We start from the raw sequence: 20,657 nt of genomic DNA, 5'->3' as shown, positions 1-20,657 counted from the left end.
GCTGTCAGGTGGGTTCCACGACGAATGTCGAGGGCGAAAGGGCTGGCTCGCCGGTTGGAACGGCCACTTCCGGTGGGGTCTGGGTCCAGTAGAACGGGCCACCCGCCGCATAGGTCTTGGGATAGACGGCGTCCTTGGTGATGTCGAACATCAGGGCGGAGCGGTAGACGACGACCTTGTGATCCGCAAGGCCGCGGTACCACCCCGTCATGATGTCATGGATGACGTCCTTGAAACCCGGGTCAGCCTGTTCGGCGGCCTTTGCCAGGTCATGCGCGCTGGCAAAGCTGTTTTTGGTCATCAGGTCATGCAGGCGGCTGACCTGGTCGCGGCGCGTGGGCGTGGCATGAACGATTCCCGCGAACAGGGCATGGCCAATTCGCATGTCGAGGGTGTCACGATCCGTCAGGCGTTGTGACACGGCCATGAATGCCGCGATGTCGGCATCATCGGATGTGGCGGCAGCAGCCCCGGTGGCGCCAGCCAGTGCGGCCCCCATCCCACCCATCAGGACATCACGGCGCGACATGCGCAAAAGCCGGTTCAGTCGCGCACCGTTGGGGGTGGAAAGATGTAGGTCAGCAGGAAAACAGCGCTGCTCTGTAGCCATTTAGCGTCGCCTCTCGAAGACGTTTGGTCCAACCGCGATGTCCATGACAGGGTATGGCCGTAACGATGCAATAATGTCCGCATCATTACAGCTTTTTCATTTATTCCGGCAACCTCTGACCTACTCACCTATGGAATGGCTGCCGCGCGAACAGGTGGTATATTCCATATGGATTTCATAAAATCCGCATATTACAGCCAAAAAACAGGGGAATTTCCTCCCTGTTCCTCAATCGTGATGAACAGATTTTCGGCTTGTGGGTAATGATGATCCGGCAGCAAGAAAAGATGTATTTTTATTCCGGGTTTTTACGGGCTGTTATGGGTGGGAAAGCCCGTATTTACGTATCAGGAGATGTCGGCCATCAGCGAAACATGCGCGGCGATGACTTTCCACCCGTCGGGTGTACGAAGCCAGGTCTGGCTCTGGCGGCCTATGCGGGTTCCCCCGATACGCTGGAATTCAAGGTCAACCGTCGCCACATCCTGCCCCAGTGTGGTGATGACGCGTCGCAGGACCGTGCGTGGCGGCGACCCACCGGTACGGGCTCGGCGAAAGGCTGCGATCTCTGCAGCGCCATAAAGGTTTTCGCCCACGCCATATCGTACCGTTTCCGGACCGTCATAAAACAGGCCATCAAGGGTTTCGATACGGTTATCGGCCAATGCCTGTTCATACAGGTCTGACATGGCGGTGACTTCCGCGAGGGTGGCGGGATTGTTCAGTTCCGGCATAGGAATCTCCTCGGTCTGCGCGCATCGTGTCGTAATATGTGCTTTGGCGGTCTGTGGCTGGGTGCGGGGCATGATGTTTCAGGATTGCAAAGGCACCGGCCCCGAACCTGATCCCGACGCGTCCGCATGGGGGGCAGTATTGCGTACTCTATCGCGGGATTGGAAATATTGCGCCACCATAACCAATCCGAAGCCGATCGCGGCAAATTCTGCCGACAGGATCGGCAGGCCGCCATATGATCCGTGCATTCCCACCAGAATTCCCCCCGCCCATGCGCCGATGGCATTGCCGAAATTGAACGAACTCTGGTTCATCACTGCGGCAATATTGGGGGCAGATCCGGAACAGGCCACCACATAGGATTGCAACGGCGCCATGGGGGCATAGATACACACGCCCCACAGGAACAGCAGGACGAGGCAGCTCCATACATGCAGGCTGCCTGGTGCAAGCAGGATCTGGATAATGGCCACCGCGCCCATCAGGCCCGCGCAGGATGGAAGCATCTTCCAGTCCGCCAGCCGCCCGCCCAACAGGTTCCCAAGACACAGGCCCGCGCCAATCATCAGCAGGACGCCATCAATCACATGTTCCGTCAGGCCCGTCCGGATGTGCAGGAATGGCGAGATATAGGTGAACAGCGTGAACATGCTGGCGGATGTGCACATGGAAACCAGCATCATTGTGACGACCAGCGGGCGCGTCATGGCGCGAAACTGCTCATACAGGCGTATGGTGGGGCCAGCCTTTCCGTCCTGTGGAATCCATAGCCATATGGTGCCCCAGGCGGCAGCACCCACACAGCAGATCAGCCAGAATGCGATACGCCATGACGTCATCTGTGCCACAACCGTGCCAAGCGGGACGCCCAGGATCATCGCCAGCGTCAGCCCGATATAGACGAGGGACAGGGCCTCGGCGCGTTTTTCTGGCGGAACGAGCTTGCCCGCCATGATGGACGCTGCGCCATAGAACGTGCCGTGGGAAAATGATGTCAGAACCCGTGCGATCATCAGCGACCAGTATCCCGGCGCCACTGCGCTGCAGGCGTTTCCCGCGATGAAGATCGCCATCGTCAGCAACAGCGTATCCCGACGCGACAGGCTGTTGGTCATGATTGCGACCAGGGGGGAGGCAATGGTCACGCCGATCGCATATCCCGACACAAGCATTCCGGCCTGCGCGATGGTAACGCCCAGCCCATCGGAAAGTTGGGGCAACAGGCCCATGACGATTGTTTCGGTGGTCCCAAGCCCAAACGCCCCGATCGCAAGGGCCAGCAGTGCAACAGGCAAGAACGTCATCCTTTTTGCGCAGGTCATGCAGGCGGACGGCATCCGCCATGTCATTGGGTTTTTCATACCGCCTGTGGCTGCGCCAGTGCTGGCATGGGGCGTCTGATCTTCGTGATTTACTATTGATATCTGGTGGGAAAACTGAAACGTCTTCAGGAAACCCTGTCCGCCCGCTAGAGATTTGTAATATTCTGAATAATAAAAGTTTTTGGTGAATCCCGTTCCGGGGAAAACATCAATGGCGTCGTCTTTCCCGAAACAGGGGCCGCAGGTAAAAACATTTGCCCCCACTGCAACCGTGGGGGCTTCGGCATGAAATTGTGCCTGGCGGTTTGTAAGGCCGGTGACGTCATGCACTGCATAAAATACATGCATTGCACGGGCATTATATTGGCAGGTCGGTTGGGATGGGTATGTATGTTTATTCCCGCAGTCCCCCTGCGAAGTCATGGAAGCGGATTTTCAAAAGGCTGCTGATACCTGTAAACGTACCACGGCCTGCCAGGTGCGGGCGGGCGCAGTAAGTGGCGGGCCGTGAGGCCATGACAGCAGGGGGCGGTATCGATGCGTGTTTTTACATTTTATGGGTGGTATGGGCATGTCACCTGAGATGGTGCATCTGTTGCTTGAACTTCTGTCTGGCGTGGTCGTGGGGTTTACACTCGGGCTGATCGGGGGGGGCGGGTCGATCCTTGCCGTGCCGCTGATGGTATATGTCGTGGGTGTGCCCAATGCACATGTGGCAATCGGCACCAGCGCCGTCAGCGTGGCAGCGAATGCGCTGGCCGGGTTGGGGTACCATGCACGGGCACGTACGGTTAAATGGCGGTGCGCGGGCATCTTTGCCTCATGCGGGATCCTTGGCGCGCTTGTCGGTGCATCGGCGGGCAAGGCAGTGGATGGGCAGAAACTTCTGCTGTGTTTTGCGGTCCTGATGATTGGTGTCGGGTTCCTGATGTTGCGTGGGCGGCATGATCGGGGGTGCGCCGATGCGCAGTGTAATCGCGACAACGCACCGCGTGTCATGGCCTTTGGTGGGGTGACGGGGCTGCTGTCGGGATTTTTCGGTATTGGGGGTGGGTTTCTGATCGTACCCGGCCTGATCGCATCGACACATATGCCCATACTCAACGCCGTGGGCACGTCACTGGTGGCGGTGGCGGCATTCGGCCTCAGTACCGCCATCAGCTACATGATGTCGGGATATGTTGACTGGGGGCTTGCGGTGTTGTTCATCGCGGGGGGAACGCTCGGCAGTTATGGTGGCATGCGGGTGTCGCGCCGTATGGCGGGGTCATCCGGGATGCTGACCGTTTTTTTCGCCGGGGTGATTTTCTGTGTGGCGACGTACATGATCTGGCGTAGCCTGCATGGCTGACCATGGTGTGTCACACCATCTGCCCCATTAATGCAGACCCCCATGACACGCGCATGGGCCTGATGCCCGCTCCTATCGAACGGCAGCCTGTTTCTTGCCTGTCGGATACGTACCCATGATATTGGGGGCAGGCCAGTATAATAGAGCAGGCTGTCAGACCGCAGCAGTCCCAGCACCCTCATTCCCCGCCGCTGGAAGGCAACATGGCGGATATTTGCCGCCTTCACGGTTCAGGCCGTGTTCAGCCCTGAGAGCGCCAGCGTAGGCCCTGTCGGCCAAGCATCCATGCCTGGGCCATGCCGTGTCGCAGGGAGGCCCGTTCCTCGTCGGCCAGTCCCTGCCGCCACAGCACGGTATAGAACACCACAAGTCCACCGGCCCCGATGGCGCCGCCCAGCAGGTGCGTAATGTTCGGTAATGCAAGGAGCATCGTGCCCACCCCGGCGATTGCCGTGGGAATGAGGTGGCGCAGCATCTGTGACAACCATGGATAAAGGCGGATACCCAGGCGTATGCGCACCACGCAGTCCATCACGCTACGGCTGGCCCAAGCAAAGGCGGCACCATCAACTCCGAACCAGTGCAGGAACAAAAGCAGCAGCGGGATATAGACCACCACCTCCACTACCGAGAGGATGGCGTTCATTTCCGCACGTCCGATCCCATCAAGGAAACCGGCGGCCACCGCATCCATGCCAAAGACAAAGACCCCGATACTGAGGCATTTCATGATCAGTGTGCTGTGCAGCGCGAAATCCGGCCCGACCCACAGCGTCAGGATATCGTGACTGAAAAGGGAGCCGAGCAGGCAGAACGGAAACAGCAATCCCACCACTGTCAGGATGCTGTTGCGATAAAGTGCGACCGTTGCGGTGGTATCGGTGCGCCAGCATGCGGCCATTGCAGGATAAGCCGTGCTGGTCACTGCCATGGTGATCATCGACAGGCGTGCGACCACGTCAAAGGCGGTGGTATAATATGCCGTGACCGCAGCGGACAGGACGGTGGCGATCATAAAGCGGTCCATATAGGACAGGATGGGAAACATCAGGTTGGAAATGGTCATCCACCCGCCAATCCGAAACAATGGGCGCAGCAGGCCGAACGCCGGACGTGCGCGGCGCAGGGATGGCATGATACGCAGGCAGACCGCACCATATCCCACAGTCATCGCCAGGCGGCACAGCGCCAGTACCAGCATAACGCCCACCAGGCTGTTCCAGACCTGTAATACAAGCAGCGGGCCAAGATAATACATGATGGAAATTGGGATATTGATCAGGTTGGCCGTGCGGAATGCCTGATACGCCGACATAACGCCCCACATGGCGGCGTTGATCATCACCAGTGGCGCGGTGCCACACAGCACCCACATCGCAATCATGGTCTGGTGTTGCAGGTCGGCTGGAATCTTCAACCCGTGATAGACCCAGAACCGCACGCACAATGCTGCGATCCCGCCCCCGATCACCCCGAAAAGGCCAAGTGTCAGGATGCCCGTTAACGTCAGGCTGGCGCTTTCTTCTTCTTCCCCGTCCGCGATACGTTCTGCGATGGCGCGTGTCAGCGCGCGGCCCAGCCCGAAATCAAAAATACCGAATGTCCCGACAAGGCTGAGCGCAATGGTCAGCACCCCCCATCGCGCCAGCCCCAGCCGGGTAATCAGCGGCGGTGTCACCAGCAGGGCGACGGCAACCGGCCCGATACGGCCAAGCATGTTCCAGCCTGCATTGAATAATACTGCCTGCATTCGGGTCAGGCGTGCATGGTCCGTGGGTGTCATTGAAATATGATCCTGCCCGTTCTGCGATACTGATGCATCAGGTGATGGTGACGTCCGCCATGGCATGGCAGCCGCGATCGGCTGACCTGGCGGGAAGAGGGGAGGGCGTGGCGCGACAATCTTCCCGCTATCAGGGGGAGGACGGCCGGAAGGCCTCTTCGGGTGTGGCAGGTAAAGGAAAATCCGCGACCAGGGGGATGGCGGGGCTGGTCTTTTCCACTGCCCGCACTGTGGTGGGGGACGGCAGCGCATATCCGTCGGGATGGATCAGGCGCCAGCGGAATGCGGTTTCAACAATGTCATCAAGTGCGGCGATACGTGGCGTCCACCCTGTTTCACGACGCAGGCGTTCCGATCCCGCAATCAGGGTGGCAGGATCGCCCTGCCGTCGCCCCGACCATGACCAGTTCACCGTGCGCCCTGTGACGCGTTCGACCGCACGTATGACGTCAAGGTTTGAAAATCCTGTTGTATTGCCAACGTTATATGTAACGCTGCGGGTCTCGATCTGCTCCAGTGCCATAAGATGTGCATGGGCAAGGTCGGTGACGTGAATATAATCACGCACGCATGTCCCGTCTGCCGTTGGATAATCCGCGCCAAAGATCGACAGGTCGGGGCGACGGCCCAGCGCCGTATCAATCGCCAGCGGGATCAGGTGGGTTTCGGGCCGGTGGTCTTCGCCTGCGCGCCCCATCGGGTCGGACCCCGCCGCATTGAAATAGCGCAGGCATGCACTGTGCATTCCATAAATCGTTTCGGCCCAGTGCAGGACACGTTCAATCAGGAACTTGCTTTCCCCATAAGGGGAGCCGGGATTGACCGTGGCATGTTCCATGATCGGCTGCTGTTCAGGGGTGCCAAACAGGGCTGCTGTGGATGAAAAGACGAAACGTGGAATGGCATGATGGATGCACATTTCAATAAGTTGAAGGCTGTTGAGGTAGTTTTGTCGAAGGTAGGTAAAGGGAACACGCATGCTGTCCCCCACAAGGGACAGGGCGGCAAAGTGCAGGACACCATCGAAGCGTTCATGCGTCATAACCGTGTTAAGGAGCGCCTGATCCGACAGGTTGCCGACAACAAGTGTGACATCCGGCGGAACCGCGGCACGATGCCCTGTGCTGAGATTGTCAAAGACCACGACGGAATGGCCTGCATCGCGCAAGGCAAGGACAACATGGCTGCCAACGAAACCGGCGCCCCCTGTGACAAGGTAATGCATCGTATTTTCCCTGTGGTACTGCACTGCGATATGAACTTGTGTGGCAGGGACATGCCGGTGGGACCATGCCTCTGGCTGCTTTTCGCGAACGACAGGGCTGTGGCTACGGTTGCATGATGTTGGGGGGATAGAGTGAAATTTAATATTTCATTTCTGTTTTATTATATCACGAAATAATAAAATTTATCTTATCATGCTGTATTTGGTGGGGAATTTTGCATCCCCTGCCGGAATTGCCATGCCGTGTCATGGGTGGGTTGCAGTCTTTCCTTTCTCTGTAAAGGAATGAACAGGATCATCTGGTACGGAAATCGTATGGCGGGATGGAAATATTTTTGATCCCATGTAAAACCCGTCCGGTGACTGGCCTGTTCCCTTGCGGAGGTCATGCAGCAGACAGGATCTGCGAAAGGAACGGGACATGGATGCACCCAGACATCATTACGCCGCTTTGGATGGGGTGCGTGGCTTTGCCGCCCTGTCGGTGATGATCTATCACCTTGGGCACTGGCTGGATGTGCCGCAACTGGCGGTCAATAGTGGTCTTGCCGTGGACCTTTTTTTCTGCCTCAGCGGTTATGTGCTGTCGCTTTCATATGACACGCGCATGACGGGGTCGCGCGGCCTGTCGATGGGACAGTTCTTCAGTCGGCGTCTTGTTCGCCTCATGCCCGTGGTCGTTGTGGCCACTATTCTGGGCGGGGCTTATGTCATATTGCGGGCGTATCTCAATGGTGGGGATGTCCCCTATGCGGCGTTGTGTGTTGCGCTTGTCCTGGCGTTACTTGATCTGCCATATCTCTTTGCGCCCCATGAGATCGGCGGCCCGCAGGTTTTTCCGCTCAATGGGCCGCAATATTCTCTGTTCCTTGAACTGTTCATCAATCTGTTGTGGTGGATGACCCGTCGTCTGGATCAGCGCCTGCTGGCGGTGGCCATGGTGGGAGTGTGCCTGCCGCTGGTATGGGTGACCGGACTGGGGGGGGATGTGCCCGCCACTTTCTGGAGCGGTTTCCCAAGGGTTGGCGCATCCTTTTTCATGGGGGTGGCGCTGTATCGTTTCACGCAGGTTATTCCGGCTGCCATTTCTGGCGTGTCCATGTTCATGACATGTTTCTGTCTTATGTTGGTACTGTTTTTCTGGCCCGGTGTGGCCTCGCGCGGGGTGGAAATGGCATGGATTGCCATCTTCTCCCCCCTGCTGGTCATTTCTGGCGCCCGGGTCAGGATGCCGGCTGCCCTGACGCGGCTGTCCCTTTTGGGGGGGGAGGTCTCATACCCGCTTTATGCGCTGCATTACCCGGTTTTCTGCTGGGTTAATGGTCTGTTCCAGGCAATGGTGCATGCACGCGTTGCGATTGTCGAAATCCCGCTGGTCTTTGTCATGGCTATTATGGTTTCTGTATTTGTCCTGAAGAAGGTTGATGAACCGGTCCGTCGCATGCTGTCGCACCGCAGTCCCCCCAATGCACCGGGTGGGCGTTCCTATCCGGTGGTGGGGGAGGCTTCGGCTGTCATGCCGGTGCATAATGAAAGATAACCTCTGACGCGACCAAGGAATGTCATTGCATAATAACGGAAAAATGGAATATTCCCCTTGAGCAGATAAAATGCGCTTCCCCCGATGGGGCGCAGCATGAATGTAAGGACGGTGCCGGGGCTGAGGTGGTTGTTGCGCATAACCCGCCCCATCCCCGCGCCATAGCTGTAGGCGCGTGCGATATTAAGGGAAACGGGCTTGTCAGGATGGATGATGCGCAGATCAGGAAGATAAAGACCTGAAAATCCTTTTTTCAGAAGGCGTAAGGCAAGGTCCTGTCCCTCGGCGGAGCCAAAGGGCGTGCCCGGCCCGATATTTTCATCAAACCCGCCGACAGCATTGAAGGCGTGACGACGAATGAAGAAATTGAACTCGATCAGGCATGTCCAGACAGTATGGGTGTCGATGACGGTTTCCTCGGCCTTCCATCGTCCTGAACGACCTGTATGGCCTTCATGCGTGATGACGGAACCGGTTATGAATTCAGGCGAACGCACACCGCTGAATGTTCGGTTGACGGTCTTAAGGATGTCTTTTGTATAAGCACAGTCATCATCAGGGAATGCAAGGATATCGCCCCCCGCGCGACTGGCGCCGAGGTTGCGGGCATGGTTGCATTTTCGGATGCTGCTGCGCAGGTGAAGGATACTCAGCCTGTCATTGAACTCCGCCACGACGGGGGCAAGCCGGTCATCGCCGTTCTGGTCCACGATAATGACTTCAAATGTCCTGAGCGACTGCTGCGACAGGGAAAGCAGGAGGTTGCGTAATTCTTCAACCCGTCCCAGCGTCGGTACGATCAGTGAAAAGAACATTGAAAAAAGCCCCCATGGGTTAAAGTGTCAGCATTTTTTCAGGTGATATGCGCCCCAGGATCGCGTCACGTATGGCAAGCCAGTTGCCAATGATACGCCCCCGACGGTCGATATAGGGTTCGGGCCACAGGCTGCGTATGGTATTCATCGCCATGTTGCGGCCAATACTGCGCAAGGCATGGTCCAGGGGGAACGTTCCCTTGCGCGACAGGTAAAGCGGGTTTGCCACCTGCGAATATCCCAGTTTTCGCCCCGGCGTACGTCCGGATTTGCTGCCCAGATGGATGCCCTTTGCGCCGTTGACGCGCACGATACGACCCTGCCGTCCCAGTTGACGTGAAAAATCAATGTCTTCGTACCAGGCATACAGGGGCAGGCGCTCATCAAAACGCAGTTCTGCCGATGCGATGCTCGACAGGCGATAGGCCATATTGCACCCATAACCGTTCCACGCCGCCTGTATGGCGGGCAGGGGGGGGCGTGTCATTCACGCTCGGGTTCGCCAGCATGTCGCGCGCGGCCTCCACCGTCAGGCCCGGCCCCTTTGCCCCATCCGCCAGTACGCGCCCGGTCGCGACGACAATATCGGGGTCCATGGCAAAGGCGCGTGCACAGTGTGCGAGGTAGTCGGGATCGGGCAGGAAATCATCATCGAAAAACACGATGATATCCGCATCCCCCATATGCCGCAGCAGCAGGTTACGCTGATGCGCCAGGCCCCGCGGTCCCTGAAGGAGGATCAGCCCTTCGGACGGGGTTAGTCCGGTCATGTCCTGCATGGTGGGGGCACACACGATGATCCTGTGTGCCTGATGGGTCTGCCGGCCCAATTCCGCGATCGTTTCACGCAGGATGTCCGGTCGACCGCTTGTCGCGATACCGACCGTAATTTTCATGTTCCGTGCGGCGGCAGAGGGCGCATCAGCCATCGGGGCCTGTGTGGTGGATGTGCGCTGTGACAGGAGTTCGCGCGACAGCGCGACATGGCGCAGGGCATAGGATTTGGAATTGAGGCATGTGTGCATGCGTTCACGCGCATTGCGCACCATCCGCGCGCATCGGTCCGGGTCACATGCCAGCGTGACAATGGCGTGCCCCATGGCCTGTGCATCCCCGACCGGGACATAAAAAACACATGTCCCGTCGAAATAATGACGCAACCCGCCGGTATCCGTGACAATGACCGGCAGCCCGCGCAAGGTGGCTTCCTCGATCACCGTAATGCCGGATGCATGCAGGTTATGTGTCAGGGGGACCACCACGATATCGGCGGCATCATACAGCCCGAACAGTGCGTCGTTGTGTGTCGGGGTGACGCGCGTGACATGGGCGGCAGAGGGCGGAAGGCTGGCGGTTGCGATGGTGACATGGCACGTCACATCGGCAGGCAGGGAGGAGGTCGCGGTAATCAGCGTGGTCCAGTCGCGATGGCGGTCATTCCCGAGTGACAGGACCTGTATCGGGGCACCCGGTGCATGCCGGGGGGCAGGGTGGTCCGTCATTTCGTCCGCACGGATGCCAAACGGAATCCATTCCATCCTCTGCCCAGGGAAAATGGTGCGTGCCTGCGCCAGGTTTTCGGGGGACAGGAATGTCAGTATGTCCGCGCGTGACAGCAGGCTGCGCATTAACAGTCGCCGCCATGCGGGTTCATGGGGCCAGCGATCCATCAGCCACACGCTCTGCGCGATCAGGGGGGGATGGGACGCGCCTGATGTCAGGCGGTACAGCAAAAGCACCGCCAGGGCCTGTGCCTCGGTATGGGTCCAGACCACGTCGGCGGACAGAATGCCCCCCCGGTTGCGCCAGGCCTGTACGAAATCGAAGCCAAGGATGAAGCGTACCCCATAACGCACAAGGCGGGACAGCGGGCCTTCTACCTTGTCCTCGGATTGGGCGATAACGATGCCGGGTCCTGCCGCACGATAATACCCATAGGCATAGGGTTCGTTAATTCCAGGAATCTCCCCCTTTTTCCAGCGTGTATGCCAGTTTGTCGCGCCATAGCCGTAGCTGAGCTGGACAAAGGCGCGCAATGGGGGGGCAGTATCTGTGGGCATGGGGGCGTCTCCTATGCGCGGATCTAGAAAATACCGACCGGGACAATCCTGAAATTACGCTCCGCCATATGTGCGATCAGGTCAGCATGGGCTGTCGCGGCGCGATGGCGGGTAGGAAAGGCATGGCAGTAAGCGCCTTCCAGAACCACATGCATGCCAAAACGCAGGTTGACCGTGCGGGCAAACCTGCCGCCATAGGCATATACCGCCATCCGTGATGTCATGGGCAGGGAGTAGGGAGTGCTGATGAAGATCTGCTGGCTGGCGGGATCGCTGATGCTGCACCATACCGACTGCGTGGCGGCCGCACCTGCCCCCTGCGCGCAGGCCATGACCATCATGCCCCCCAGATATAGCGACCCCAGCCAGTCGAATGTCCAGCCCAAGGTATGGATGTGCCTCATGCGGTCATATCCTGTGCAATCTGTAACAGCGACTGTGCCGCCCTGTCCCATGTGAACTCCGCAACCCGCTCCTTGCCCGCGGCCCGCAGTTCCTGCGCCACGACGGGTGTGTCCAGGATACGCACCACGCTCTGTGCGATGGCGTCTGGATCGGCGGGATTGGCATAGATCGCGGCCATGCCACAGATCTCATGCAGGACGGGGATATCTGCGGCGACCACGGGACAGTGACAGGCCATGGCCTCCAGCGGGGGAAGGCCGAAACCTTCATACAGGGATGGAAACACGAAGCATGCCGCAGCCTCGTACAGCGCGCGTAGCTCCCCGTCGCTGACACGCCCGACATAAGTGGCAGGGTGGGGAAGGGTCTGTGTGCCGCTGGCATTGAATATGGTTGTGTTCACGCTGCCGCTGATGACAAGCGGGATGCCACGCAGCGACAGCGCACGCGCCACCACTTCCAGCCGCGCAAGGTTCTTGTGCGGGGCCAGATTGCCAACCGCGAGGACGAAGCGTTGCGCCTTGAGGTCATGACGGGCCAGGATGGTGGTGTCGGCGGGCGCGCGCACGATATGCTCTGCCCCTTCGCCCATGACCGAAATCCGTTCGGCGGGAATGCGCAGGTACCGCGCAAGTTCCATGCGGGAAAACTCGGAAACTGTAACAAGGCGCGTACGCGTACGGGACAGCAGGACATGCAGGACCCGGTACCACAGCCGGAATTTCCATGAATAGGACTCAGGATGCCCGAATACGCCTGCATCATGAATGATCACGATCTGGCGGCGCCCGAATAAGGGGGCCGTATTGCCAAGGTTGAGCAGGATTCCATTACGTGCAGCCATGGGCAGTTCGCATTGTTCCCACACCTGCCCATGGCGTGTACCCACCGTGCGGCGTGGCAGGGCTGGTGCATCATGTTCGGCAACATGTCCCGATGGTGTCAGAAGCACCGGCGTGGGCCGTCCCTGCGCATGGCTGACCCTGGCCAGGGCATGGCAGATTTCAATCGCGAACCGCTGCACCCCGCTCAGGGGTTGGGTCATGAAGCGGCCATTGACATAGATGGCAGGTCTCACCAGAGCACTCCAAACGTTGCGCGCCACCTCAGGTCGGGGGGAGCAGTCCATAATGGCTGTAAATCCGGAAGGGGTGCCGCTCTGCTTCACCCAGGCTGTGCGGTGGGGCCTGCGTCAGTACTGCCCCCAGCGTGCGTGCGTCATAGGTGTGCAGCGTACGCATCGCCTGCACCAGTGTCGCGGCGCTGGTGCGTCCCCATTTGACCACCATCACCACCCCATCGGTCAGGCGTGACAGCACGGCCGCATCGGGAAATGCCAGTGCAGGCGGCGTGTCGAGCAGGATCATGTCATAGTGCGATCCCACCTGCGCCAGTATCTGTCCCAGTTCCTCGGGCAGGAGCATTGCACCGCCGCCCCGATGCATCATTCCCTCGGGCGTGAGGATGTCGACACCGGGCAGTACGTCGCGTTCCAGCCCGGCGAGCAGCGGGGACACCGGGGCATGGGTGTTGCGTACGATACTGACCGCACCCATGATGCGCATGGCCGATGGATTGCGCATGTCACAATCAATGACCAGCGCGCGTTGGCCACACCGTCCCGTATTGGCCGCAAGCGACAGGGCGAAGGTTGTCTTCCCCTCGGCCTGCTCGGCGGAAGTCACGAGTACGACCTTGGCGCGAAAACGGCTGTGGCCAAAGGATAGGACACTGCGGATGGATTCCACCGTCTCCAGATACGCCGAACGGTCCCGGCTGGCATACTGGCGCGACAGTGACCCGGCGAAGGCAGGCACCAGTCCCAGCGCGAACAGGCCGGGTATGGCATCAAGTTCGGCTGTGCTGCGTACTCCCTTGCGCATCCGGTCGATGACCAGCGCGGAGCCTGCCCCCATCATAAGTGCGAAGATGAAGGCAATGAGCATATATTGCTTGCGCGGTGGCCCATAGGGGCCAAGTGGTGTTTCGGCCCGTGAAATCAGGTCTGCTTCCGCTACCTGAAGTTCCGCCTGTGTGGAGGTCTGGGCAAACCTGCCAAGGTAGTCCTGATAGACCGTGCGTGCCGCGGTTGCCTCGCTTTGCAACTGGCGCAGGGTCACGTCCGCCTCATTTTCAGCAGTGACCTGCCCCTGTAGCCTGTCTACTTCGGCGGACAGGGCTGCGACGCGGGCTTCAGCGCTGGAGAGTTCCTTGGCGGCGCTGCTGGCGACACGCTGGATTTCCGCACCAATGCGCGCACGCACCTGTGCGGCGGCCGCACGTACCGATTGCAGGTCGGGATTGCCGTCCATGACCGTTTGGCTCAGGCTTGCGGCGCGGCTGCTGATCTGGGCTTCCTGCGCCTGCAACTGCTGGATCAGGGGGGAGGAAACTGCATCGGGAATACTGTCGAGGCTGCCATTATGGATTGCGTTGCGTATTTCCGTATAACGCGCACGTCTGCTTTCAAGGTCGCCGCGTGCAGTAATCAGTTCACGGTTCATCTGGATCAGTTGCTGGTCGGTCACGGTCGTGCCACCGCCATCGGCATTGCTGTTGCCGTTCGCGCCCGGCGCGCGCTCCAGCTCCGCCGCGATCAGGCCGTTTTTTTCACGGAATGCCTGCACCGCCTGTTCTGCCTTGCGCAGGCGTTCCCTCAGGGGGGCGATCTGTTCGTCAAGCAGGGCATTGGCCTGCCATGTCGCCGAGATTTTCATGTGGCGTTTGAAATCGAGATAGACATCCGCATAGGCATTGGCGATGCGCGCGCTGGTTGCCGCATTGACCGTACTGGCCGTGATGGTGATGATATATGACCGGCCGTCATTGAGGACCGTCACCCATTGGTTGAGCAGCAGGCTGGTGGCCTGAAGGCGTTCGTCCGCTGTCATCGGAATTTGTGGCGGTGGTGTCACGAACATGCGCGAAATTGCGTCGATCATGCGTTTACTGATCGGGACATGATCGAGTGCTTCCCGAAAATCCGGGTCATTCACCAGATCCAGTTTTTGGGCGACCGCACGGGCAATGGCCGGGCTGCGCAGGATGCTGACCTCGCTATTGACGGCCACGGTGTCCACCTCGGGGGAGGAAACCGTGGCCTGCAGATCGCGAAACGGGGCCTGATGTGTGCCGATGATCAGGATCGAAGATGCATTGTAGTACGGCCTGAGCGAGAATATGCCGATCCCCGCAGGGACCGCGATCCCCAATGTCACAAGGGCGATCGCCAGCCGGTGGCGCCCCATGATGCTGAAGGCATGCAAGGGTGAAACCTGCTGTGTTGCCGTTGGTTCCGGCGCGGGGCCGTTGAAGGATGCGGGCAATTGGAGCGTATTCATCACTTGCGTCCTTCCGAAAGGGTCGCTGTGGACAAAAGGGGCATGGTGGCTGCCTCTGTCCTGTGGGCAATCTTTAACGCGCGCCTTTCTGTGCCAGGACGGCAGGCACGGTCTTCACAAGGATGACGACGTCGCGCCACAGGCTCCAGTTCCGCACGTACCAGTTATCCAGTTGGACACGGCGTGTATAGGATGTGTCACTGCGGCCACTGACCTGCCACAGGCCGGTAATCCCGGGGCGGATGGCCATGTAATATTCCATGTCCTCGCCATAATGGACTTCTTCGGCCATGACGATCGGGCGCGGTCCGACAAGGCTCATTTCCAGGCGCAGTACATTGAAGATCTGCGGCAGTTCATCAAGGCTCGTCTTGCGCAGCAGCCGTCCGATGGGGGTAATGCGTGGGTCTGACGTCAGTTTGCGTGTGCTCGCCCATTCGGCTGCCGCCTGTGGGTCATGCGCCAGGATATCGGCCAGAATGGCGTCGGAATTGACCGCCATCGTCCTGAACTTCAGGCAGCGGAAAGGACGGCCATTGTGCCCGATGCGCATATGGCCAAAGATGGCGGGGCCGCCGTCGATGCGGACCAGCGCGTATACCAACGCCAGTAATGGAAAGATCGCCACCAGGACAAGGGAGGCTATGAAAAGGTCGAGCGCCACTTTCATGGCCCGGTGAACCGGTCGGTCCAGGTTGTTGCGGAACGTCATCATCATGGCGTCATGGCTGAAATATGCCTGGCACCCGTGGTCCAGCGGCAGTCCGTGCATTGACGGCATCAGGGAAAATGGCAGGCGTGTGCGGGTGACATGTTCGACCACGCGCCGCCCGTCACCATCATGCACGTCCATGACCAGCAGCAGTCGCGCCGCCCCGTGGCGGGCCAGCAGCATGCGGTGCAGGTGGGTGCCCGACATATGCAGCAGCCGCGATGGCGGGATGCAACCAACCGAGCGCAGGCCGGGGAAGCGTTCGCTGGAAAATATCTCGATGGCGCGGCCGCAATCCTCGGGTTCGCCAGCCAGCAGTACGGGAATGCGCCACAGTCCCATGGCATGCAGCACCCGTTTCGTGATCTGGCGCAGTGCCACATCGACAAAGGGGAACATCATGAATGGAAACAAGGCGGAAAGGACATGTGTGTCAGGCCATGACAGCACAAAAACGACCATTCCCGCCATGGCTGCCGCCATGACGATCTGTGCCACCTCGTTCCAGAATGGGGGGCGATCGGTGTAATGGCGCTGATATGTAAAATAACCAATCATGACCACAAGCATGGCGCAGGACAGGAAAAACACGTTTTCCAGTTCCATGTAATGAATGTTTTTTGGGAAAAACATTTCTTCGATGGCCAGGCATAGCGAAAATGCGGCACAATCCGCGGCAATCAGACCTGTTGTGCAGGAAAAATGTATATGTCGTAATTGGATGGTAGGCGTATGGATTCCCTCCACCTCGCCCAAGGGTGCATCACTACGGGGTATTGCCGCAGGGATGGGGCCGACGGCCGCGGGGGAGAGATGAGTATCCATGATATACTCCGCATTATTTCAAAATATGTAGAGCCAAGAATACTTGGTGCCGCGTTTTTTATTTGGTCCGGCAACGCAGTTGCATGAAAGCACTTTTGACGATTGCCGGTTTCACCGTGACAGGCCCTATACGTGGCAGCGTGGAAGCAAGTTTCGCCGAAAGGTTAAAAATTTATTTCCAACAATAACGCGAAAGTGACCACAGTTTTGTTATGAAAACGCGAAAATGGAAAAGACGCCGAAATAATTTAATATTAAGAAGGAATTAAATCTGCGTGCCTATGCCTCCTTGTCCGAAGAAAGAAGCAAGAATACCCCATTAAGGCAGGTTCCCAGATGGCTGTTCCCCGGCGTTTCCATTCATGAATGTTCAATAGGTCTCTGGTGCGCAAAATAATTGTCTTCAGGCTGGGCCTGACTGCTGCGGCTCCGATTTTCCTGGCCGATGGCGCATATGCCCAGGTTATCGACAACTATTTCCCGGCCATTGGAAGCGGGGCGGGTGAATTGGCGCAGGAACCGGCGCAGGTGCGTGCGATGGGGGCCTATACGCCGCTGGGTAAGCGGTACGGACCTTTGCGCATTGATGCCGATGGCAGCGAATCGGAAGGATATGCCAGCAACGTTGACCGCAACGTCGGCGGTCATTCCAGCGCGGTTGTCTCCACACAGGGGAACCTGTCGGCGGTGTCAAGGTGGGGCAAGCGCGATCAGGTCCATGGTAATATCAACGTGGACGATATCCGCTATCCGTCGCGCAGCATCCAGAACCGAACGAACTGGACCGCCAACCTTGGCGGGGTGCATGATTTTGGTCACGATACGATTGGTGTCTCCTATACTCACCTGTCGCTTGTGCAGATGCCCACGGATCTTGGCGCGCTGATTGTCAATCGTCCTGTGCCGTACCAGGTTGATGACGGCAGGCTCAGCTATACCGCGACGACACATGGGCGGCTGAGTATCATCCCGCAGGTTGACGTGCAGCGTTATCATTTTGATTATTTTACCCCGACCGCGAATCAGCCAAGCCAGGGATATCGTGACCGTGTGCTTGTGACCGAAGGGGTAACCGCGCAATATGAGCTGCGGGGTGACAGCCATGTATTGCTGGTGATGCAGGGGACGGAAATCCGTTACCAGAACCCGTTGGAAAATGCGCCATCGCGTGATTCCAACGGTGCATCGGTCATGGCGGGGTATGATTTCGGCATGCGCGGTCCGTTACGGTTCCGTGCCCTTGTAGGGTACCAGACCCGGCGTTACCGTGCCAGCGCATATGGCAGCATCAATTCCCCCATGGCGGAAGCCGAACTCAGTTGGGTGCCGACGCGCCTGACCACGGCAACCCTGAGCGTCCGGCATGGGATTGAGGACAGCGCCTTTGAAAATGTGGTTGGCTATACATTTACCAGCGCGAGGATCGGTGTAACGCACACGTATCAGCGTAATATCGTTTTTTCTGCATATGGACAGATACAGAAAGCGAACTATCCGTCGGCTCCGGCCTTTCTACAGAACACGGTCCTGTACCAGGAGCACAATAACCAGACGTTTTATGGTGTGGGGGCCGAGGTGCAGTGGCTGATCAACCGCCACATGCGCCTGTCGGCAAATTATGATTTCAGCAGTCAGAATACGGTGGGAAGCGGACAGTTCCCGATACATACTTTTCTGGTCGGGTTTCATCTCTCGCTTTAGGCGACGCGTATCCGGGCGTCTGGTCTTCCTGCCGGGATGGATATGATGACAGGAGCATACGACGCAATGCCGACGACCTGTTCAAGACCCTGCCGGGCGGCCATCTGGCTGCCGGCGATCATGGGCGTGATGGGGGGCCTGCTTGCAGGTTGCGCGCCCGGTTCGGATTTGAAACCGGTTCCCCCTTATGACCCCGGACACTACCGTCTGGGCGTGGATGATGAAATCCGTGTCATGACATATGAACAGGATCAGTTTACATCGGATTTTCGTGTCGATAGCAGCGGAAAGGTCGCCTTTCCCGTTGCGGGCAGCCTGCAGGCAGCAGGGTTGACCACAGTGGAATTCGCAGCCGAGGTGTCAAAGGCCCTGCAGGCGGCGCGGATGCTGCGTGACCCGAGTGTTTCGGTCGAGGTTTCGGCCTATCGCCTGGTGTCAGTGCTGGGGGAAGTAGCAAAGCCTGGCCAGTATCCCTACCAGCCGGCCATGACGCTGCTGACGGCGGTTGCGGCGGGGGGGGGATTTACCTATCGTGCGCTGGAAACCCGTGCCTATGTCGTGCGGCAGGAAGGGGATCATGCGGTTGTCGGGTATCTTAAGCCCCATGATTACGTAAAACCGGGCGATGTCATAAAAATATACGAACGTCACTTCTGATACCATACCCGCGCTCATCGCAGCAGACAGAAGGCCGCGATGATCGCCCCCCAGCATGCAAGGCCGATCATGATGCCGATAACCATGCCCCGCGCGGGGCGCAGGCGGTCCGGTACGGTGGGGCGCAATCGGGCGCGCGATGACGATGTGGGGGTACCTTGTGGCCTGTGGCGGGATTTCAGGGGCAAAGATCATCTCCTGCTCGGTGCCGCGTCAGGCCCTGTTTACGTAATGTCGGCGATATCTTCATGCCTATGTCTGAAGATATGGATAATGCCCACGTGCCTGCCCTGTAAAGCATGTGGACACATGCACGGCAAGGGGACGTGACAGTCAGCAAAGCGGAGGGGTAATTCATGAATATTCTTCCTGCGGCACGCCCGCAGCCGATGGCCCCGCGTGTTGCCATCGTCCACGAATGGCTGGAGCATTATGCGGGATCTGAACGGGTGCTTGAACAGCTTGTGCTGATGTATCCGCACGCTGCACTCTTTGCGATCGTTGATTTCATGCCCCCTGATCGCCGCGACTTTCTGGGGGGGCGATCAGTCGAGACAACGTTCATACAGAAACTTCCTTTTTCCAGAAGGTATTTTCGATATTATCTTGGCCTGATGCCCATTGCCGTGGAACAGCTTGATCTTGCGGGATTCGATCTCGTGATTTCCAGTAACCATGCGGTGGCCAAGGGGGTGATTACGGGGCCGGACCAGGTCCATGTCTGTTATGTCCATTCACCGATGCGTTATGCATGGGACATGCAGGCGGCATATCTGCGCCATGGCGGGATGGAGCGTGGGATAAAGGGGATATACGCGCGCTGGCTGCTGCATCGGTTGCGCAACTGGGATGTGCGGTCCGCCGCCGGTGTCGATGTGTTTGTGGCCAATTCAAGCTATATCGCGCGCAGGATACGCAAGGTCTATCGCCGGGAGGCTGTGATTGTATATCCCCCTGTCGATATCGACAGGTTTCATGAAAAAATGCTTCCACGACGCGAGGCTTACGTCGTGATATCACGCATGGTTCCCTATAAACGCATCGACCTTGTGGTGGAGGCATTCCGGCGCATGCCCCATCGTGTCCTGCATGTGGCGGGTGACGGACCGGAGCGTGACCGGATCGAGGCGGTGGCGGCAGGCGCGCCGAACATCATCTTTCGTGGCCGTGTCAGTGATGCGCAGGTTCTGGAGATGATGCAGGAGGCACGCGCCTTTGTTTTCGCGGCGGAGGAGGATTTCGGGATCGCGATGGTGGAGGCGCAGGCATGTGGCACCCCGCTGATTGTTTTCGGGCGTGGTGGGGCATGTGACATTGTTCGTGATGCCGATGATCCCGAGGGGCCGACAGGTGTGTTTTTCGAGGAGCAGGAGCCGGACGCCATTATTGATGCGGTCGAACGGTTCGAGGCGATGCGCGACCGGATGACTGCACGTGCCTGTCGCGCCAACGCCCGGCGTTTTTCGCATGAGGCCTTCCGCCAGTCCATGTCTGACGTGGTGGGGCAGGCGATGCGTGATACCTGCGCACGCCGGATGCACACGCCGCGATAGGTCGCGCATGGAAACAGGTAAG

At 58.6% G+C, this 20,657-nt stretch carries 18 protein-coding genes; 5 read left to right on the top strand and 13 right to left on the bottom strand.

The features are described 5' to 3' along the window. Positions 1-4: 4 nt before the first annotated feature. From FYB92_RS11150 to FYB92_RS11140, 3 genes are all read right to left on the bottom strand, one after another. Positions 5-610 (bottom strand): sorbitol dehydrogenase family protein, encoded by a 606-nt coding sequence (locus FYB92_RS11150; protein WP_062809256.1) that lies wholly within the window; start codon positions 608-610, stop codon positions 5-7. Positions 611-957: 347 nt separating this feature from the next. Beyond that, a complete protein-coding gene (gene hpxZ, locus FYB92_RS11145; RefSeq protein WP_040511838.1) occupies positions 958-1,344 on the bottom strand; it encodes an oxalurate catabolism protein HpxZ in 387 nt (128 codons plus the stop codon). Between the two features lie 78 nt (positions 1,345-1,422). Then, a complete protein-coding gene (locus tag FYB92_RS11140) occupies positions 1,423-2,649 on the bottom strand; it encodes an MFS transporter (protein ID WP_332828657.1) in 1,227 nt (408 codons plus the stop codon). Positions 2,650-3,238: 589 nt separating this feature from the next. On the opposite strand from FYB92_RS11140, the gene FYB92_RS11135 reads away from it, so the two are divergent. Then, positions 3,239-4,018, top strand: coding sequence for a sulfite exporter TauE/SafE family protein (locus FYB92_RS11135; RefSeq protein ID WP_075595199.1), 780 nt, complete (start codon positions 3,239-3,241; stop codon positions 4,016-4,018). 241 nt (positions 4,019-4,259) lie between these two features. Here the strand turns inward: FYB92_RS11135 and FYB92_RS11130 are convergent, their stop codons facing one another. Both FYB92_RS11130 and galE read right to left on the bottom strand, forming a co-directional pair. Next, positions 4,260-5,801, bottom strand: a complete 1,542-nt coding sequence (locus FYB92_RS11130; protein WP_332828656.1) for a flippase — start codon at positions 5,799-5,801, stop codon at positions 4,260-4,262. Positions 5,802-5,931: 130 nt separating this feature from the next. After that, a complete protein-coding gene (galE, locus tag FYB92_RS11125) occupies positions 5,932-7,026 on the bottom strand; it encodes a UDP-glucose 4-epimerase GalE (protein ID WP_075631872.1) in 1,095 nt (364 codons plus the stop codon). A gap of 421 nt (positions 7,027-7,447) precedes the next feature. Between galE and FYB92_RS11120 the strand changes: the two genes are divergently transcribed. Continuing rightward, positions 7,448-8,566, top strand: coding sequence for an acyltransferase (locus FYB92_RS11120; protein WP_332828655.1), 1,119 nt, complete (start codon positions 7,448-7,450; stop codon positions 8,564-8,566). Here the strand turns inward: FYB92_RS11120 and FYB92_RS11115 are convergent. From FYB92_RS11115 to wbaP, 7 genes are all read right to left on the bottom strand, one after another. After that, entirely contained in the window at positions 8,512-9,381 is an 870-nt protein-coding gene (locus FYB92_RS11115; protein WP_062809250.1) for a glycosyltransferase family 2 protein, read from the bottom strand. The genes FYB92_RS11120 and FYB92_RS11115 overlap by 55 nt on opposite strands. A 19-nt stretch (positions 9,382-9,400) precedes the next feature. Next, entirely contained in the window at positions 9,401-9,868 is a 468-nt protein-coding gene (locus FYB92_RS11110; RefSeq protein WP_332828654.1) for a hypothetical protein, read from the bottom strand. After that, the gene (locus FYB92_RS11105; RefSeq protein ID WP_332828653.1) at positions 9,765-11,441 is read right to left on the bottom strand and encodes a glycosyltransferase family 4 protein; all 1,677 of its coding nucleotides are present in this window, start codon (positions 11,439-11,441) and stop codon (positions 9,765-9,767) included. The genes FYB92_RS11110 and FYB92_RS11105 overlap by 104 nt, the downstream gene beginning before the upstream one ends. A 23-nt stretch (positions 11,442-11,464) precedes the next feature. Further along, on the bottom strand, positions 11,465-11,845 hold the full coding sequence (locus FYB92_RS11100; protein WP_062809249.1) for a hypothetical protein: 381 nt from the start codon (positions 11,843-11,845) through the stop codon (positions 11,465-11,467). Beyond that, positions 11,842-12,891 (bottom strand): glycosyltransferase family 1 protein, encoded by a 1,050-nt coding sequence (locus FYB92_RS11095; RefSeq protein ID WP_231105584.1) that lies wholly within the window; start codon positions 12,889-12,891, stop codon positions 11,842-11,844. Before FYB92_RS11095 ends, FYB92_RS11100 begins: the two co-directional genes overlap by 4 nt. A 61-nt stretch (positions 12,892-12,952) precedes the next feature. Further along, on the bottom strand, positions 12,953-15,187 hold the full coding sequence (locus tag FYB92_RS11090) for a polysaccharide biosynthesis tyrosine autokinase (RefSeq protein WP_003619321.1): 2,235 nt from the start codon (positions 15,185-15,187) through the stop codon (positions 12,953-12,955). Positions 15,188-15,260: 73 nt separating this feature from the next. Beyond that, positions 15,261-16,724: an undecaprenyl-phosphate galactose phosphotransferase WbaP gene (wbaP, locus tag FYB92_RS11085; RefSeq protein WP_192264488.1), complete on the bottom strand. Its 1,464-nt coding sequence runs from the start codon at positions 16,722-16,724 to the stop codon at positions 15,261-15,263. A 366-nt stretch (positions 16,725-17,090) separates the two neighbouring features. Here wbaP and FYB92_RS11080 point away from each other — a divergent pair, with 366 nt between their 5' ends. Further along, a complete protein-coding gene (locus tag FYB92_RS11080) occupies positions 17,091-18,425 on the top strand; it encodes an outer membrane beta-barrel protein (RefSeq protein ID WP_332828652.1) in 1,335 nt (444 codons plus the stop codon). 66 nt (positions 18,426-18,491) lie between these two features. Continuing rightward, a complete protein-coding gene (locus tag FYB92_RS11075) occupies positions 18,492-19,082 on the top strand; it encodes a polysaccharide biosynthesis/export family protein (protein ID WP_332828651.1) in 591 nt (196 codons plus the stop codon). A gap of 14 nt (positions 19,083-19,096) precedes the next feature. Here FYB92_RS11075 and FYB92_RS11070 read toward each other — a convergent pair whose 3' ends face one another. Continuing rightward, positions 19,097-19,270 (bottom strand): hypothetical protein, encoded by a 174-nt coding sequence (locus FYB92_RS11070; RefSeq protein ID WP_155116145.1) that lies wholly within the window; start codon positions 19,268-19,270, stop codon positions 19,097-19,099. 168 nt (positions 19,271-19,438) lie between these two features. Between FYB92_RS11070 and FYB92_RS11065 the strand changes: the two genes are divergently transcribed. Beyond that, positions 19,439-20,635 carry a glycosyltransferase gene (locus tag FYB92_RS11065; RefSeq protein WP_332828650.1) on the top strand — a complete coding sequence of 399 codons (1,197 nt, stop codon included), beginning with the start codon at positions 19,439-19,441 and terminating at the stop codon, positions 20,633-20,635. Positions 20,636-20,657: the final 22 nt, after the last annotated feature.

The sequence above is a fragment of the Novacetimonas sp. GS1 genome, assembly GCF_036686925.1.
Taxonomy (GTDB): domain Bacteria; phylum Pseudomonadota; class Alphaproteobacteria; order Acetobacterales; family Acetobacteraceae; genus Novacetimonas; species Novacetimonas hansenii.
The sequence above is the reverse complement of the archived record's forward strand: the minus strand, read 5'-3'. Positions and strand labels throughout refer to the sequence as shown.

Excerpts from the sequence above, each read along its gene's own strand:
- FYB92_RS11150 (WP_062809256.1), bottom strand. The coding sequence starts at position 610 with ATGGCTACAGAGCAGCGCTGTTTTCCTGCTGACCTACATCTTTCCACC.
- hpxZ (WP_040511838.1), bottom strand. The coding sequence starts at position 1,344 with ATGCCGGAACTGAACAATCCCGCCACCCTCGCGGAAGTCACCGCCATG.
- FYB92_RS11140 (WP_332828657.1), bottom strand. The coding sequence starts at position 2,649 with ATGACGTTCTTGCCTGTTGCACTGCTGGCCCTTGCGATCGGGGCGTTT.
- FYB92_RS11135 (WP_075595199.1), top strand. The coding sequence starts at position 3,239 with ATGTCACCTGAGATGGTGCATCTGTTGCTTGAACTTCTGTCTGGCGTG.
- FYB92_RS11130 (WP_332828656.1), bottom strand. The coding sequence starts at position 5,801 with ATGACACCCACGGACCATGCACGCCTGACCCGAATGCAGGCAGTATTA.
- galE (WP_075631872.1), bottom strand. The coding sequence starts at position 7,026 with ATGCATTACCTTGTCACAGGGGGCGCCGGTTTCGTTGGCAGCCATGTT.
- FYB92_RS11120 (WP_332828655.1), top strand. The coding sequence starts at position 7,448 with ATGGATGCACCCAGACATCATTACGCCGCTTTGGATGGGGTGCGTGGC.
- FYB92_RS11115 (WP_062809250.1), bottom strand. The coding sequence starts at position 9,381 with ATGTTCTTTTCACTGATCGTACCGACGCTGGGACGGGTTGAAGAATTA.
- FYB92_RS11110 (WP_332828654.1), bottom strand. The coding sequence starts at position 9,868 with ATGACACGCCCCCCCCTGCCCGCCATACAGGCGGCGTGGAACGGTTAT.
- FYB92_RS11105 (WP_332828653.1), bottom strand. The coding sequence starts at position 11,441 with ATGCCCACAGATACTGCCCCCCCATTGCGCGCCTTTGTCCAGCTCAGC.
- FYB92_RS11100 (WP_062809249.1), bottom strand. The coding sequence starts at position 11,845 with ATGAGGCACATCCATACCTTGGGCTGGACATTCGACTGGCTGGGGTCG.
- FYB92_RS11095 (WP_231105584.1), bottom strand. The coding sequence starts at position 12,891 with ATGACCCAACCCCTGAGCGGGGTGCAGCGGTTCGCGATTGAAATCTGC.
- FYB92_RS11090 (WP_003619321.1), bottom strand. The coding sequence starts at position 15,187 with ATGAATACGCTCCAATTGCCCGCATCCTTCAACGGCCCCGCGCCGGAA.
- wbaP (WP_192264488.1), bottom strand. The coding sequence starts at position 16,724 with ATGGATACTCATCTCTCCCCCGCGGCCGTCGGCCCCATCCCTGCGGCA.
- FYB92_RS11080 (WP_332828652.1), top strand. The coding sequence starts at position 17,091 with ATGTTCAATAGGTCTCTGGTGCGCAAAATAATTGTCTTCAGGCTGGGC.
- FYB92_RS11075 (WP_332828651.1), top strand. The coding sequence starts at position 18,492 with ATGCCGACGACCTGTTCAAGACCCTGCCGGGCGGCCATCTGGCTGCCG.
- FYB92_RS11065 (WP_332828650.1), top strand. The coding sequence starts at position 19,439 with ATGAATATTCTTCCTGCGGCACGCCCGCAGCCGATGGCCCCGCGTGTT.